The 14053-nt window shown below is 67.3% G+C and carries 17 protein-coding genes and 1 tRNA gene; 14 read left to right on the forward strand and 4 right to left on the reverse strand.

Annotation, left to right across the window (positions count from 1 at the left end; genetic code table 11):
• Positions 1 to 2: 2 nt before the first annotated feature.
• Entirely contained in the window at positions 3 to 1745 is a 1743-nt protein-coding gene (locus tag ACJ8FR_RS01535) for a monovalent cation:proton antiporter-2 (CPA2) family protein (protein WP_407826949.1), read from the forward strand.
• On the opposite strand, the gene ACJ8FR_RS01540 is transcribed toward ACJ8FR_RS01535, so the two are convergent.
• Positions 1742 to 2290: a shikimate kinase gene (locus ACJ8FR_RS01540; RefSeq protein WP_407826844.1), complete on the reverse strand. Its 549-nt coding sequence runs from the start codon at positions 2288 to 2290 to the stop codon at positions 1742 to 1744. The genes ACJ8FR_RS01535 and ACJ8FR_RS01540 overlap by 4 nt on opposite strands.
• A gap of 46 nt (positions 2291 to 2336) precedes the next feature.
• Here ACJ8FR_RS01540 and ACJ8FR_RS01545 point away from each other — a divergent pair, with 46 nt between their 5' ends.
• The 5 genes from ACJ8FR_RS01545 (at position 2337) to ACJ8FR_RS01565 (ending at position 7609) form a co-directional block, all read left to right on the forward strand.
• On the forward strand, positions 2337 to 2474 hold the full coding sequence (locus ACJ8FR_RS01545) for a hypothetical protein (RefSeq protein WP_407826845.1): 138 nt from the start codon (positions 2337 to 2339) through the stop codon (positions 2472 to 2474).
• On the forward strand, positions 2464 to 4212 hold the full coding sequence (locus ACJ8FR_RS01550) for a hypothetical protein (protein ID WP_407826846.1): 1749 nt from the start codon (positions 2464 to 2466) through the stop codon (positions 4210 to 4212). The genes ACJ8FR_RS01545 and ACJ8FR_RS01550 overlap by 11 nt, the downstream gene beginning before the upstream one ends.
• Positions 4209 to 5093 (forward strand): tyrosine recombinase, encoded by an 885-nt coding sequence (locus ACJ8FR_RS01555; RefSeq protein WP_407826847.1) that lies wholly within the window; start codon positions 4209 to 4211, stop codon positions 5091 to 5093. Before ACJ8FR_RS01550 ends, ACJ8FR_RS01555 begins: the two co-directional genes overlap by 4 nt.
• Positions 5094 to 5127: 34 nt before the next feature.
• Positions 5128 to 6069 (forward strand): acetyl-CoA carboxylase carboxyltransferase subunit alpha, encoded by a 942-nt coding sequence (locus ACJ8FR_RS01560; protein ID WP_407826848.1) that lies wholly within the window; start codon positions 5128 to 5130, stop codon positions 6067 to 6069.
• A gap of 91 nt (positions 6070 to 6160) precedes the next feature.
• Positions 6161 to 7609, forward strand: coding sequence for a M48 family metalloprotease (locus tag ACJ8FR_RS01565; protein ID WP_407826849.1), 1449 nt, complete (start codon positions 6161 to 6163; stop codon positions 7607 to 7609).
• A gap of 11 nt (positions 7610 to 7620) precedes the next feature.
• Here the strand turns inward: ACJ8FR_RS01565 and ACJ8FR_RS01570 are convergent, their stop codons facing one another.
• Positions 7621 to 7809 (reverse strand): Flp family type IVb pilin, encoded by a 189-nt coding sequence (locus ACJ8FR_RS01570; protein ID WP_407826850.1) that lies wholly within the window; start codon positions 7807 to 7809, stop codon positions 7621 to 7623.
• 87 nt (positions 7810 to 7896) lie between these two features.
• Positions 7897 to 8673 (reverse strand): SAM-dependent methyltransferase, encoded by a 777-nt coding sequence (locus ACJ8FR_RS01575; RefSeq protein WP_407826851.1) that lies wholly within the window; start codon positions 8671 to 8673, stop codon positions 7897 to 7899.
• Positions 8674 to 8715: 42 nt separating this feature from the next.
• Between ACJ8FR_RS01575 and ACJ8FR_RS01580 the strand changes: the two genes are divergently transcribed.
• The 8 genes from ACJ8FR_RS01580 (at position 8716) to folE (ending at position 13299) form a co-directional block, all read left to right on the forward strand.
• Complete coding sequence (locus tag ACJ8FR_RS01580) at positions 8716 to 9450, forward strand: ComF family protein (RefSeq protein ID WP_407826852.1); 735 nt, start codon at positions 8716 to 8718, stop codon at positions 9448 to 9450.
• 36 nt (positions 9451 to 9486) lie between these two features.
• Positions 9487 to 9741, forward strand: a complete 255-nt coding sequence (gene grxC / locus ACJ8FR_RS01585; RefSeq protein WP_407826853.1) for a glutaredoxin 3 — start codon at positions 9487 to 9489, stop codon at positions 9739 to 9741.
• Positions 9738 to 10565, forward strand: coding sequence for a carbon-nitrogen hydrolase family protein (locus ACJ8FR_RS01590; protein WP_407826854.1), 828 nt, complete (start codon positions 9738 to 9740; stop codon positions 10563 to 10565). Before grxC ends, ACJ8FR_RS01590 begins: the two co-directional genes overlap by 4 nt.
• Positions 10562 to 10963 carry a DUF1178 family protein gene (locus ACJ8FR_RS01595; protein ID WP_407826855.1) on the forward strand — a complete coding sequence of 134 codons (402 nt, stop codon included), beginning with the start codon at positions 10562 to 10564 and terminating at the stop codon, positions 10961 to 10963. The genes ACJ8FR_RS01590 and ACJ8FR_RS01595 overlap by 4 nt, the downstream gene beginning before the upstream one ends.
• A gap of 33 nt (positions 10964 to 10996) precedes the next feature.
• Positions 10997 to 11073, forward strand: a tRNA-Arg gene (locus ACJ8FR_RS01600).
• 24 nt (positions 11074 to 11097) lie between these two features.
• Entirely contained in the window at positions 11098 to 11379 is a 282-nt protein-coding gene (locus tag ACJ8FR_RS01605; protein WP_407826856.1) for a DUF6356 family protein, read from the forward strand.
• 19 nt (positions 11380 to 11398) lie between these two features.
• Entirely contained in the window at positions 11399 to 12685 is a 1287-nt protein-coding gene (locus ACJ8FR_RS01610) for an FAD/NAD(P)-binding protein (RefSeq protein ID WP_407826950.1), read from the forward strand.
• Complete coding sequence (folE, locus tag ACJ8FR_RS01615) at positions 12682 to 13299, forward strand: GTP cyclohydrolase I FolE (protein ID WP_407826857.1); 618 nt, start codon at positions 12682 to 12684, stop codon at positions 13297 to 13299. The genes ACJ8FR_RS01610 and folE overlap by 4 nt, the downstream gene beginning before the upstream one ends.
• Before the next feature lie 82 nt (positions 13300 to 13381).
• On the opposite strand, the gene ACJ8FR_RS01620 is transcribed toward folE, so the two are convergent.
• Complete coding sequence (locus ACJ8FR_RS01620) at positions 13382 to 13846, reverse strand: ferritin-like domain-containing protein (protein WP_407826858.1); 465 nt, start codon at positions 13844 to 13846, stop codon at positions 13382 to 13384.
• Positions 13847 to 14053 lie beyond the last annotated feature (207 nt).

The raw sequence follows: 14053 nt of genomic DNA on the forward strand, positions 1-14053 counted from the left end.
TGATGCTCGGCGTCGCGCTCGTCTTCGTCATGCTGTTCCGCCGCCTGGGGCTCGGCGCCACGCTGGGTTACATCGTCGCGGGCGCGCTGATCGGCCCTTCGGCGCTGGGCTTGTTCCGCGACCCGGAATCGGTCCAGCGCGTGTCCGAGATCGGCATTGCGCTGTTGCTGTTCATTGTCGGCCTCGAGCTTCAGCCGAGCCGCCTGTGGCGGCTGCGCAAGGACATTTTCGGGCTCGGCCTGCTGCAGGTCACCCTGTGCGGCCTCGCCATCAGCGCCCTGCTGTATATCGCTCTCGGCATTTCGCTCGAGGCGGCGATCGCGATCGGCCTGCCGCTTGGGCTGTCGTCGACCGCTCAGGTGTTGCCGATGCTCCAGGCGGAGAACGAGCTCAACACGCCGCAGGGTGAGCGGGCGTTTTCGATCCTGTTGTTCCAGGACCTGTCGATCGTCCCGCTGATCACGATCATCGCGGCGCTGGCGCGCACGCCGCCCGATCCAACCGTGCCGACAGGCTGGACGCTGGCGCTGTACACGGTCCTGGCAGTACTCGGACTTGTCGCGTTCGGCCGCTTCATCCTGGTGCCTGTTCTGAGGCTCATCGGTCGTCTGGGCGAACGCGAGTTGTTCACTGTCGTGGGCCTCTTCACCGTTATCGGGTCCGCCGCGGTGATGCACGAATTCGGCTTGTCGACCGCGCTCGGCGCCTTTGTCGCCGGAGTGGTGCTCGCCGAATCGCCGTACCGGCACGAACTGGATAGCGATCTCGAACCGTTCCGCTCGATCCTGCTCGGCCTGTTCTTCTTGTCGGTCGGCATGCTGCTCAACCTCCAGCTGATCGCCGACCGGCCGCTGTTTGTGATGGGCATCGCCGCGGGCGTGATCGCGACCAAGATCGTCATCATTACGCTGATCGACCGCGCGTTTGGCGACCGCTGGCCAGTCAGCATCCGGCTTGGGCTGCTTCTCAGCCAGGCGGGCGAGTTCGGCTTCGTCCTGTTCGCGCAGGCGACAGCCGCGCAGCTGATCACGCCGGAAGCCGCTTCCCTGTTCGGCGCCGTCGTCACCTTGTCGATGGCGACCACGCCCTTCCTGATGCGGTTCATCGACTGGCTCGAGAAAAGGGAAGTCCGGCGCGACGATCTCGACGGACCCGAGATGTCGCCCGAGACCAGCGCGATCGTCGTCGGCTACGGCCGGTTCGGCCAGACCGTCGCCCAGATGATGATGGCCAAGGGGATTGGGGTCACGCTGATCGACAAAAAGCCCAAGCAGATCGAGGTGTCCGGCGAGTTCGGGACGAAGGTCTATTATGGCGACGGATTGCGCATCGACCTGTTGCGCGCCGCCGGGGCGGAAACGGCTAGGGTCATTGCCTTTTGCAACGACAATGAGGGCGGCGAACTGAATTCGGAAGCGCTCGGCCAAGTCCTCAAGGCGTTCCCCCAGGCCGCGGTGATGGTCCGGGCATTCGACCGTCGCCACCTCATCGAGCTGGACGCGCTCGATCTCGCCTTTGCCGAGCGCGAAATGTTCGAAGGCGCCGTGGCGATGGGCCGAGAGGCGCTCAAGGCGAGCGGGATCGAGCGGGCCGAGATCGAGCGCGTCGAGCGCGAATATCGCTCACGCGATTGCGAGCGGCTCGAGCGGCAGACGGAGACCGGCGATCTTAAGGCCGGCTGGGACCGCGCCTTTACGCCCGAACGCGCACTTCCCGACGAAGAGGAGGCGGGCAGCACGGCCTAGGCGCCGGGCTGCTCCAGATATTCCTCCAGCGCGGCGACGATTGCGTCGACCACGTCCTTGTGCGCGCCATCGCCGCTTTTCACATGGATATGGGCCTCGGCGTAGGACGGCCGCCGTTCGTGCGACAGCTTCTCGAGCACCGCCTTGGGGTCGCCAATGCGCAGCTGGGCGCGGGTGTCGCGGCGCGACGTGCGCTCGGCGAGGATCTCGACCGGGGCATCGAGCCAGACCGTGATGGCACGCTCGTTGAGGAGCTTGCGCGTCGAGGGATCGACATAGGCGCCGCCGCCGGTGGCGATGACCCGCACGTCGCCTTCGACCAGCCGCGCCACGAGCCTGCGCTCGCCATCGCGGAAGTCACGCTCGCCGAAGCGCTCGAATACCTCGGCGGCAGGATAGCCGGCCGCGCCCTCGATCTCGGCGTCGCTGTCGACGAACGACAAGCCGAGGCGCCTCGCCAGACGCCGCCCGACCGTCGACTTTCCAACCCCCATCAACCCGACGAGCACCACCGGGCGGTCGAGACGCTTGCCGAAATCACTCACCAGAAAGGGCTATACAGTGGCGCGCGCCCTCGGCAAAAGCCGTCGCATGTCGCGATTGTTTGTGCTCATCATCGTCATCGTGCTCCTCATCGGCGCGCTGTTCTTCCTTTCAAGGCTGCCCAAGCAGCAGCCGACTCACACCATTGAGGTCGCAGTGCCCGCCCCCGGAGGCAATGCGCACTAAGCTTGTCCTGATGGCATCGGCAGCGGTCATCCTGGCCCTGCCGGCGCTTGCCCAGCAGATCGTGCCCCAGCCGGTCGCTCCTGCGCCCGTGACGCAGAATAGCGCCGCGGGTTCGTCGTCCATCTCAACCTCGCCCGAGGGAGCCGCCGACGAGACCGCGGTCGAGGAAGTCTCCAACGCGAATCCGGCGGCTTCGCTCGGACCGCCGACGCCGCCGGTCGAATATCCCGGCTGGGCGCGGCGCGACCCGTGGACCGTCGGCGCCCTCGATCCGCGCGGCGCCGGGCTCGGCGATGACCCGTGGGGCCGGGCGAACGGGCCGTTCCTGTCGATGCTGATGCGGCGGATGGCGACTCCGATCGCCTCTCGTTGGGCGCATATCGCTTTGCGCAACGCGCTGCTCGCGCGCGTTCATGCGCCGGTCAACGTTCACCCGGTGGATTGGATCGCGGAACGCGCCTGGCTGCTGCTGCGGCTGGGCGAGGCCGACGCCGCGCGGCTGCTGGTCGCCGGTGTCGACGCCGACCGGTTCACGCCGAAGATGGTCCAGGTCGCGGTCCAGAGTGGACTCGCGAATAGCGACCCCGCAGCCCTGTGCCCGCTCGAGGACGGCATTCGCAAATACGATCCGGCGATCCGGGCGCTGGTCGAAGCGATGTGCGCCTCGCTCGCCGGGCAACCCGATAGCGCCTCGGCGATGATCGACCAGGCGCGGCGCTATGGCCGGATCGGCGGAGTGGACCTCGCACTCGCCGAGAAGGTCGTCGGCGCGGGCGCCAACGGGCGCGCGTCGACTATCGAGTGGGACCCGGTGGATTCGCTGACCGCCTGGCGCTTCGGGCTGGCGACGGGCACCGGCATGGTGCCGCCGGATCGGCTGATGAATGCAGCGCCCCTCCAGCTACGGGCGTATGCGGCGCGTGCGCCCTTGCTGACTGCACAGCAGCGTCTGCCCTCGGCCCTGGTCGCCGCCGGCATGGGTGTTTTCTCGTCGCAGAGCATGGTCGACCTTTATTCGCAGATCTACGATTCGACCGACCCGACCGACCTTGGCGACAGCGACGCCTGGCAGCTTCGCCAGGCCTATGCCGGCAAAGACGCCGAGACGCGGCTGGCCGCGATCCGGAAGCTGCTCGGTACCGGCAAGGATGGACTTCAGAAGGAAGCAGCGCGTGCCCTGGTCGCGCGAGCGGCGAGCCTGGTCGAGCCGAGCGCAAAGCTTGGCGGCGATGCCCCAGAACTCATCTCGGCGATGCTCGCGGGCGGCTACGACCAGGCGGCTGCGCGCTGGATCCCGGCTGTCAATGGCATGAACGCTGAGGCGAATGATCGTTGCTGGGCGATGCTCGCACTGGCGGCGCCGAACGTCGCCGATGTCGGGACCGGGCGGATCACCGCCTTCATCCGCCGCGACAAGAGCCGCGACCGGATGCGCAGCGCATTGCTCGTCGCGGGCTTGTCGGGCCTCGGCCGGATCAGCACCGATACCGCGAACTCGCTCAATCGGCGCTATGACCTCGGCCTCGGCCACGTCACCAGCTGGACGACCATGATCGACGCCGCGGCCGCGCGGGATCAGCCTGGCACGGTCCTGGTGCTTACCGGCACCGGCTTCCAGACGCCTCTGTTCGAGCGGGTTCCAGCGGCGCACCTCTATCATGCAGTCGCGGCATTGAACCGCACCGGCCAGGACTTCAGTGCCCGAATGATCGCCGCCGAGGCCCTTTCGCGGACGTGACCGGACACGACCGCGCATTGGTCGACCGGTTCCTCGACATGATGGCCGCCGAATCCGGCGCCTCCCGGCATACGCTCGCGGCCTATCGCAACGACCTCGAGCGCGCGGCGGAAAGCCTCGGCTCGCTCGGCGGCGCTTCGGCCGAGGCGGTATCGCGGCTAGGCGCGCAGTGGGCCGGGCTTGCGCCGTCCACCGTGGCTCGGCGGGCAGCCGCGCTGCGTCGTTTCTTCGGCTTTCTGCTCGACGATGGGTTGAGAAATGACGATCCGTCGGCGGCACTGCCACGTCCCCGTCTCGAGCGGCCGCTTCCGCGAATCCTCGATGCCGATGAGGTCCGCCGCATGTTCGAAGTGGCCGAGGACCGCGCGGCGAGCAACGAGCCGGCCGCCGTGCGCAACCTCGCCTTGCTCGAACTGCTCTACGGCTCGGGGCTGCGGGCAAGCGAGCTGGTGAGTCTCCCGCGCCGGGCCGTCCGCGCCGGCCAGCCGTTCCTTATGGTCACGGGGAAGGGGGCGAAGGAGCGGCTGGTGCCGGTCTCGTCGCGGGCCGCAGAGGTGGTCGCAAAATGGCTCGACCTGGCCCCCGGTGAGACGCAGTGGCTGTTTCCCAGCGGCAAGGCACATCTCAGCCGTGTCCGGCTGTTCCAGATCGTGCGCGCCGTGGCGGCCGATGCGGGTATCGCGCCCGAGCGGGTCAGCCCGCACGTGCTTCGCCACGCCTTTGCGACCCATCTCCTGTCCGGCGGAGCCGATCTGCGAGTGCTGCAATCGCTCCTCGGTCACGCCGACATCGCGACCACGCAGATTTATACGCACGTCGACAGCTCCAGGCTGGTCGAGCTGGTCAATTCGCGCCACCCGCTCGCCACCCGCCGTCGTTGACGCTCCCGCCAGCCCAGCCTACCCGCCGCTGCCAATGCTGAACTACCTCGACTTCGAGAAACCAATTGCCGAGCTCGAAACGCGCGCCGCGGAGTTGCGCGAGACCGCGAACACGGGGTCGATCGACATCGACGCCGAAATCGGCCGGCTTGAGACCAAGGCCAACAAACTGCTTCGCGACGCTTACGCCAAGCTGACGCCCTGGCAGAAGACGCAGGTCGCTCGTCATCCCGACCGGCCGCACTTCAAGGATTATGTCGCCGGCCTCGCGGACGATTTTCTGCCGCTCGCCGGCGACCGCGCCTTCGCCGACGATCCCGCAATCATCGGCGGCTTCGCGCGGATCGACGGGCGGCGGGTGATGTTGATCGGCCATGAGAAGGGCGACGACACCGCGTCGCGCCTCAGGCACAATTTCGGGATGGCCAAGCCCGAGGGCTATCGCAAGGCGATCCGGCTGATGCGCCTCGCCGACCGCTTCGGACTTCCCGTTGTCACTTTGGTCGATACGCCTGGCGCCTTTCCCGGCGTCGAGGCGGAAGAGCGCGGCCAGGCCGAAGCCATCGCGCGTTCGACCGAGGAGTGCCTGGCCCTCGGCGTCCCGCTGGTGGCGGTGATCGTCGGCGAGGGCGGTTCCGGCGGAGCGGTGGCGATCGCCAGCGCCAACCGCGTCCTCATGTTCGAGCACGCGATTTATTCGGTGATCTCGCCCGAGGGCTGCGCGTCGATTCTGTGGCGGACTGCCGACAAGGCAGCGGAAGCGGCGGAGGCGATGAAGATCACCGCGCAGGACCAGCAGGCACTCGGGGTCGTCGACCGGGTCGTCACCGAGCCGTTGGGCGGCGCGCACCGCGACCCCGAGGCGGCCATCGGGGCATTGAAGGGCGCGCTGATCGAGGAGATCGATGGTTGCGCCAGCCTCGGCCCTGACGAGTTGCGCGCCCAGCGCCGGGCAAAGTTCCTCGCCATCGGCTGACACCGGCGCGGCCCGAGGAACCGGCCCAGTCATTCTCCGTTCAAAATTTTGACGCTTAATTCGCCTTCGAATCGGGAGACGGCCGCGAGAGATGCGTAGAACAATCCTGTTGCTGACTGTCGCCGCGCTGGCGGTCGCGCCCGCGGCGGCGCAACGGCTGCGCGCCCTGGACCCGCGCGATGTCGCCGAAGCTCAGCGCGATCACGTGCAGCTCGTCCAGGAGCTTGGGGGCGCCGAGACCGGCCCTCGCGCAGCCTATGTCGAAAGCGTCGGCCGGCGCGTCGGCAGCCAGGCGGGCATCGCCAATGCCGGCCAGTCGCTGCACTTCACGACGCTGAATTCCGCGGTCGAGAACGCATTCTCGCTACCCGGCGGCTATGTTTATATCACGCGGCAATTGATGGGGTTGATGGATGACGAGTCCGAGCTCGCATTCGCGCTCGGCCACGAGGTTGGTCACATCGCCGCCAATCACGCCCACATCCGCGAGCAATATGCGTCGCGCAATCCGATGGGCGTCTTCGGCCAGATCATCGGCGCGATCTTCGGCTCGGGCATTTCGAACATCGTCACCGCGCGCTCGAGGCTCGACATGCTGAGCTTCTCGCGCGACCAGGAGTATCAGGCCGACACGCTGGGCCTCGGCTATATGGTCCGCGCCGGCTATGACCCGGCCGGCGCCGTCGGGGTTCTCGCTGCGTTAAGCCGGCAAAGCGCGCTCGAAGCACGCGTCCAGGGCCGAACCAACCGCCAGACGCCGGAATGGGCAAGCACCCACCCGTTGAGTGAAAACCGCATGCAGCGCGCCCTTGCCGAAGGCCGCGCGACCGGCCGTATCGGCACCGGCGTTCGCAACCGCGACCAGTTCCTGCGGGAGCTTGAGGGGGTTTTCGTCGACGATGATCCCGCCCAAGGGGTGATCGAGGGCCCGACCTTCACTCACCCCGACCTGCGCATCCAGTTCCGCGTGCCTCAGGGATATCTCATGTCCAACGGCGCGACCGCGGTCACAATCTCCGGCTCAGCGGGCAAGGCGCAATTCCGTGGCGGCCAGTTCAACGGCAGCCTCGACAACGCGATCCTGCTCGCCTTCCGCCAGCTGACCGGCGGCGAAGCCAACTTCCCGGTTCCGCCGCCGCAGCACGTGACGATCAATGGCATGCCCGCGGCTATCACGACGGCGCGGGTCAACACCGACTCCGGGCTGATCGACGCCAGCGTTGCCGCCTATCAGTGGGATGCCCAGCGCGTTTTTTATTTCGTGATGCTCACGCCCGGCGGGTACGGGGTGGCTCCGTTCGTCCCGATGATCAACTCCCTGCGGCGGATCACACCCTCCGAGGCAGCGGCAATCCGTCCGCGTGTCATCCATGTCGAGACGGTGCGGCCGGGAGACACGGTCCAGTCGCTCGCCAGCCGAATGGCCTACCGCGACTTTAAGCTGGAGCGGTTTCTGTCATTGAACGGGCTCGCCGCGAACGGCCCGCTGGCTCCGGGCCAGAAGGTCAAGCTGGTGGTGTACGGCACGCGCCGCGGCTGAGCGTCCCGCGATTAAGAAGGCATATAGGTGTTGGCGCTGTTTCCGAGCGTACCCCACATGCCCCCGACGCCGCCGCCGAGCGATTCCAGCCCAGCCATCATCGCAATGACGATGAGGGCGGCAATCAGTCCATATTCGATCGCGGTTGCCCCATGCTGGTCGGCACGGAGCGTGCGCAAGATTGTCCGGATAGCGAGCACGCCACCCTCCTCTGGTCCACATCCACACGGCGGGTCTAACGGATGCACAGTTAACAACTCTTGCCTGTTGTACAGTTAACAGGGGGCTCAGCCCATGCCGGGCGTCCAGGTTGCGAAGTGCAGGATTTCGAACATCTCGGGTGTCGGCAACCCGTCGCCGGCCTCAGCGAAAACCCGAATGGCCGCGGCGTGCGCCGCCTTGCCAACGAAACGCGGACGGGCAGCGAGGACGTTGGTTGCACCCATTTGCCTAAGGTCGGACACCAGCCGATCGAGCGATGGATAGGAGACGCTCACGCGGTCGACATCGATGACCGGGCGGACGAAGCCGCTGTCGGCGAGCAGCGGTGCGAGGGCCGACGCCTCGACGCGAGGGTGAACGTGCGGAGCGGCCGCGCCCGCGACGATATCCGCCGCCCGCATCGCGCGGCGCAGCTGCGGCAAGGTGTCGCCGCCGGAGAGCGCCCCGATGAACAGTCCATCGAGGCGCATCGCGTGACGGATCAGGCGAAGAGCAACCGGAAGACCGTTGACGCTGTCGAGCGTGCCCAAGGCGAGCGCCAGATCATAGGCGTCGTGAGGGGGCTCCCAAGAATCCTCGATCAGCGTTGTGCCGGCACCCGCTTCGGCAAAGCGCCGGCCGGGATCGCGGACGTCGACCTCGGTCGCGAAACTCCGCAGCCGTTCGGGCCAGGCCGGATCCGGACAGCCGATGAGCAGCGCCCGCTCGAACCTCCGCCCCATCAGCGCGATGCGCTCAAGGCAGTCGGCGAACGCGCGCTCGTAAAGGAACAGTTCGACGCCGGTGCGCGCGGCGCGGTCGCGGCGCAACGCGCGGGCATGCATGTCGAACAAAGCTGGCACCGGGGCGCTTGTGCGCTGAGCGGCACTAAGCGACAAGACGCGATGGTTGGCGCTTTCCTCGCCAAGTGCGCGCGCTGGGCGCTCGACTTTGCGCTGCCGCCGCGCTGCGCCGGCTGCGGCACCATCGTCGGCGAGGTCCACAGCTTCTGCCCGGAGTGCTGGAAAGGGGTCGAGTTTCTAGGCGAGGGCGGCTGCACGACCTGCGGGATGCCGCTGCAGGCGACCGAGCAGAAGACTTGCGGCGCCTGCCTTGCCCGTACGCCGCGCATTGCCCGGACCCGTGCCGCGGTCGCTTATGGCGAGCTCGCGCGGAGCCTCGCGATCCGGCTCAAATACGGCCGCAAGGTCGCGATCGCCCGAACGATGGCCCGGTACATGGCACCGCTCGTTGGCGAGGGAAGCGACCGGCTGCTGGTGCCGGTGCCGCTGCACCGCACGCGGCTTTGGGGCCGGGGCTTCAACCAGTCGGCGCTGGTGGCCCGCGAGCTGTCGCGGCGGCTCGGAATTGCGGCCGAGCCGATGGCCTTGAAGCGGACACGGCGAACTCCGCCGCTCAAGGGAATGAGCCCGCTCCAGCGGCGAAAGACCGTCGCCGGCGCGTTTCGCGTCCGCGACAGGGGCGCCGTGGCTGGAAAAACCGTGATCCTCGTCGACGACGTGCTGACCACGGGAAGCACCGCCGAGGCCTGCGCCCGGACGCTCAAACGGGCCGGCGCGGCGCGGGTCGAGCTGGTCAGCTGGGCGCGGGTGGTGAAACCTTCGCAGTTGATGCGTTGATACCGATGCCTAAGTATCCGGGGTAAAGGACCGGCCGTGACCATCGAGATCTACACCAAGGCGTTCTGCCCTTATTGCTGGCGGGCCAAGCAGCTGCTCGAGGCCAAAGGCGTCGAGTATCGCGAGATTCCGGTCGATTATGGCGGAGAGGCGCGCGACCTGATGGTCGAGCGCGCCAAGGGGCGCACGACCGTGCCGCAAATCTTCATCCGCGAGCATCACGTCGGTGGGTGCGACGACCTCGTGGCGCTCGATCGGTCGGGGAGACTCGACGAATTGTTCGGCCGATGACCCGGGTCGCGCTCTTCCAGGCGACGACCGGGATCGACCCCGAGGCCAATGGCCGGGCGCTGACGAAAGCGATCGAGGACGCTTCGGCGGGCAGCGCGGAAATGCTCTTCACGCCGGAAATGTCGGGGTTGCTCGACCGCGATCCGGCCCGGGCCGCCAAGGTCCTCCGCGCCGAGGACGAGGACCAAGTTCTTGCAGCCTGCCGCGAGGCCGCGGCGCGACATCGGATCTGGCTCCATATCGGGTCGCTCGCCGTGCTCGTCGACAATGGCAAGGTCGCCAACCGATCGTTCGTCATCGACCGCGAAGGGCGAGTGCGCGCGACCTACGACAAGCTTCACCTGTTCGACGTCGACTTGCCGACCGGCGAGAGCTGGCGCGAGTCCAATGTCTATTCGCCTGGCGCGGGGGTCGTCCTCGTCAACGGCACCCCCGTCGGCAAGCTCGGCCTCACGATCTGCTACGATCTGCGCTTCCCGGGACTGTTCGCCCAGCTCGCGGAGGCCGCCGCGGACGTGATCGCCGTCCCGGCCGCGTTCACCGTGCCCACTGGCAAGGCGCATTGGCATGTGCTCCTGCGTGCCCGGGCGATCGAGGCGGGCCTGTTCGTGGTCGCCGCCGCGCAGGTCGGGCACCATGAGGATGGGCGCAATACCTTCGGCCATAGTCTTGTGATCGACCCGTGGGGCGAAGTCCTGCTCGACATGGGCGAGGAGCAGGGCCTCGGGTTCGCCGATATCGACCTCAAGCGCATTTCCGACGTGCGGGCGCGCATACCGGCGCTTAACCACCGCCGCCCCATCCCGCAGGCGGTGACATTATGATCGTCTTCGACCTTCAGTGCCGCGACGGCGGGGAGACGTTCGAAGCCTGGTTCCGCTCGAGCGCGGATTATGACGAGCAGAGCGAGGCCGGCCTCGTGCAATGCCCGGCGTGCGGATCGGCCAACATCGGCAAGGCGCCGATGGCGCCGCGCGTGCCGCGGAAGGGCTCGGACAATCCGTTGGCCAGGCTTGCCGCGATGCAGGCCGAACTCCTCAAGAATTCGCACTGGGTCGGAGACGAATTCACCGACACGGCAAGGGCGATGCACAGCGGCGACATCGAGCCGGCGCAGGTCCATGGCAACGCGACAGCCGAGCAGGCGAAGTCGCTGGCCGAGGACGGCGTCCCGATCGCGCCGCTACCGTTGCCAGTGACACCGCCGAACCAGCTCAATTGATCGGTCGGGCGAGAGCCCCTATTCCAGCCGCAGGACCCCGTAGCTCAGCAGGATAGAGCATCAGATTCCTAATCTGAGGGCCACAGGTTCGAATCCTGTCGGGGTCACCACATCGGCGAGGGGGCTGAACGGCAATGATGATGCAGGAAGGGCCAGAGCAGCGCGGCGGGATGGCCGACCGGCTGTTCCTTGAGCATCCGCGCTCGCTCGGGATGAGCTGGGGCGGGCATGGCCTCGGCGCCGTCAAGATCGGCGCCCGGCTGGTCGGCGCGGGCTTCGCGTGCCTCGTTCACGCCGTGGTGCCGGCCGTATTCACGCAGACCGCGGGCAAGACCATCACCGGCATGTACGAGCACATGATGCGGCGCAAGGCGGGCGCGGCCAATCCGGAGAACTGGCCTGACTACGAAATCTGACCGCCACGTCGCGGTCGCGATTGTCGGCGGCGGTGCGTCGGGAACCATCCTTGCGGCGCAACTCGCCCGACATGGCATCCGCTCCCTCCTGATCGACGGCAGCGGCAGGATGGGCCGAGGCGTGGCTTATTCGACCACCGAACCGGCTCACCTGCTTAACGTCCGCGCCGAAGGGATGAGCGCGTGGGCCGGCGAGCCCGGCCATTTTGCGAAGCGTTTCGAGGCCGAGGGCGGCGACTCGCGCGGCTTTGCCCAACGCCGGCTGTTCGGCCGGTACCTTGGCGAAATCCTCGATCAGGCCGTGAACAGCGGTAATGTGGCGGTGGCCGAAGCGACCGCCATCGGCGCAAATCGCGACGGAGACGGCTGGCGAATCACTTTCGACGACGGCATTTCGGGGGAGGCGAAGGCGCTCGTCCTCGCCATCGGCAACCAGGAGCCCGAGGGACTTGGCGCCTTTGCGGATGTGGGCCGGCGCTTTGTCCGCAATCCATGGGGCGGAGAAGCGCGCGAGGCGGTCGACGATCTCGCCCGAAGCGGCGGCGCGGCGCTGCTGGTTGGAACCGGTTTGACCATGGTCGATCTCGTGCTCTCGCTCGATGCTGCCGGCCATCAAGGCAGGATCGTGGCTCTATCGCGCCGCGGGCTCATCCCGCGCGCTCACGCCGAATTCGACCCGGCGCCGGTCGAGGCCGGCGAGCTTCCGCGCGGGCTTCGCGGAATGTTCCGCTGGCTAAGGCGGCGAAGCGCGGCCGTCGGCTGGCGCGCCGCGGTCGACAGCTTGCGGCCGCACAGCCATCCGTTGTGGCAGAGTCTCGATGCCGGGGAGCAGCGGCGCTTTCTCCGCCACGCTCGACCGTGGTGGGACGTCCATCGCCACCGCATTGCCCCGGAGGTTGCGGCGATCGTCGCGCGGATGATCGCTGACGGACAGCTGGAGATCGTCGCCGGCCGCGTCCAGGCCGCGCGCGACACGTCCGGCGGCATCGAGGTCGAATATCGCCGTCGCGGCACCGACCGAAGCCGGAGCGAGACCTTCGCTTATGCGTTCAATTGCACCGGCCCGCTCCATTCGATTGCGCGCTCGAAGGACCCGCTGCTCCGGAGCCTGCTCGACGCAGGCCAGGTACAGCCGGACCATCTCGGCATCGGCCTCGACGTGAGCGACGATTGCCGCGCCGGAAAGCGGCTCTGGGCTTTGGGACCGCTGACCAAAGGGCGCTATTGGGAGATCATCGCCGTGCCTGATATCCGCGAGCAGGCGGCGGCTGTTGCCGACGATATCGCGCGGGAGCTTGGCGAATGACTGATCACGGAGATCCCGAAGACGGCGACCTGGTCGAACCGGCGCCGGCCTGCGACGTTCCTGCCGACGTGGCCGACGCCGTCCGGACGCTGATCCGCTGGGCGGGCGACGATCCCGACCGCGAAGGCCTGCTCGATACGCCGCGCCGCGTTGCTCGCGCGTGGCGCGAATATGCCAAGGGCTATCGGGAAGACCCCGCCGTCCACCTGAGCCGCACCTTCGAGGAGGTCGGCGGCTATGACGAAATCGTGCTCCTGAAGGACATTCCGTTCCAGTCGCATTGCGAGCATCACCTGGCGCCAATCATCGGCAAGGCGTCCATCGCCTATCTTCCCAAGGACAAGGTGGTCGGCATCAGCAAGCTCGCGCGCGTGCTCCACGGCTATTCGCGTCGGCTGCAGGTGCAGGAGCGGCTGACCGCGCAGGTCGCCGACGCGATCTGGAAGCACCTCCAGCCCAAGGGCGTGGCGGTGATCATCGAAGCGACTCATGCGTGCATGACCGCGCGCGGCGTCTCGACGCCGGGCGTGATGATGACCACCAGCCGGATGATGGGGACGTTCCGCGAGGACGAGCGCAGCCGCCGCGAAGTGCTCGCGCTGATGGGTTATTGAGTAGCAGGCGGGGCAGCTCCGCTGGCCTGAGAGCCGCCCCGCGCCCCACCCCGATCAGCGAGGTGGTAGGTCCCGTTCGGGCTCAGGCGTTCGACGGCGTCTCCATGCCGTGCTTCAACTGGCTCATCTGGTCGTGGCCGGACTTCACCGACTGATAAAGCCGCTGGAGGAGGTCTTGGGTCTCGCCGTGGACATCGCCGCTTTGCAGCGCGGCCTGCCATTTGCCCTTCAGATAATCCTCGCCGCGCTCGACCTCGTTGATGATCGACTTCTCGTCGCGACCGGTGATCGCGGCTTTCAGGTCCTCGAACCTTTGATGTGCCTTGCCTAGGAAGGATCCGCCGTCTTCGGGATCGCCGCCGAGCCGGCGGACTTCGGCGCGCAGCTGTTCGACGATCTCCTGCCGCTCGTTGGCGCGCTGCCGGAAGATCTCGCGGAAGCGCTCATTATCGATGTTCTGGGCGCTGTCCTCATAGCCCGTGATGCTGTCGATGGTGGTCGCGATGAGCGTGTTGAGCGTGCTGATCGCCTCGGAATTTTCGGCCATGGTTCTACTCCGCTTGGTGGGATTGGTTCGGATGGAGAACGCTTGAACCGCCGTGGCGATGCGGACGGCTCCATGATTTTTTATGGCCGGTGGGCGTGAATTGCCGTCAGCCGGCGCGGATGGCGCCATTGATCGAAAAATCCGCACCGGTCGACGATCATCGCGTGACGGCTGGTACGAAGCGCCAAGCGACAATAGAAGGCACCA

The organism is Sphingomonas sp. (assembly GCF_045810705.1).
Classification (GTDB): domain Bacteria; phylum Pseudomonadota; class Alphaproteobacteria; order Sphingomonadales; family Sphingomonadaceae; genus Sphingomicrobium.

Bases quoted from the DNA above. Each gene is read 5' to 3' on its own strand.
- ACJ8FR_RS01535 (WP_407826949.1), top strand. From the start codon at position 3: ATGCTCGGCGTCGCGCTCGTCTTCGTCATGCTGTTCCGCCGCCTGGGG.
- ACJ8FR_RS01545 (WP_407826845.1), top strand. From the start codon at position 2,337: ATGTCGCGATTGTTTGTGCTCATCATCGTCATCGTGCTCCTCATCGGC.
- ACJ8FR_RS01550 (WP_407826846.1), top strand. From the start codon at position 2,464: ATGCGCACTAAGCTTGTCCTGATGGCATCGGCAGCGGTCATCCTGGCC.
- ACJ8FR_RS01560 (WP_407826848.1), top strand. From the start codon at position 5,128: ATGCTGAACTACCTCGACTTCGAGAAACCAATTGCCGAGCTCGAAACG.
- ACJ8FR_RS01565 (WP_407826849.1), top strand. From the start codon at position 6,161: ATGCGTAGAACAATCCTGTTGCTGACTGTCGCCGCGCTGGCGGTCGCG.
- ACJ8FR_RS01580 (WP_407826852.1), top strand. From the start codon at position 8,716: ATGGTTGGCGCTTTCCTCGCCAAGTGCGCGCGCTGGGCGCTCGACTTT.
- ACJ8FR_RS01590 (WP_407826854.1), top strand. From the start codon at position 9,738: ATGACCCGGGTCGCGCTCTTCCAGGCGACGACCGGGATCGACCCCGAG.
- ACJ8FR_RS01595 (WP_407826855.1), top strand. From the start codon at position 10,562: ATGATCGTCTTCGACCTTCAGTGCCGCGACGGCGGGGAGACGTTCGAA.
- ACJ8FR_RS01605 (WP_407826856.1), top strand. From the start codon at position 11,098: ATGATGATGCAGGAAGGGCCAGAGCAGCGCGGCGGGATGGCCGACCGG.
- folE (WP_407826857.1), top strand. From the start codon at position 12,682: ATGACTGATCACGGAGATCCCGAAGACGGCGACCTGGTCGAACCGGCG.
- ACJ8FR_RS01620 (WP_407826858.1), bottom strand. From the start codon at position 13,846: ATGGCCGAAAATTCCGAGGCGATCAGCACGCTCAACACGCTCATCGCG.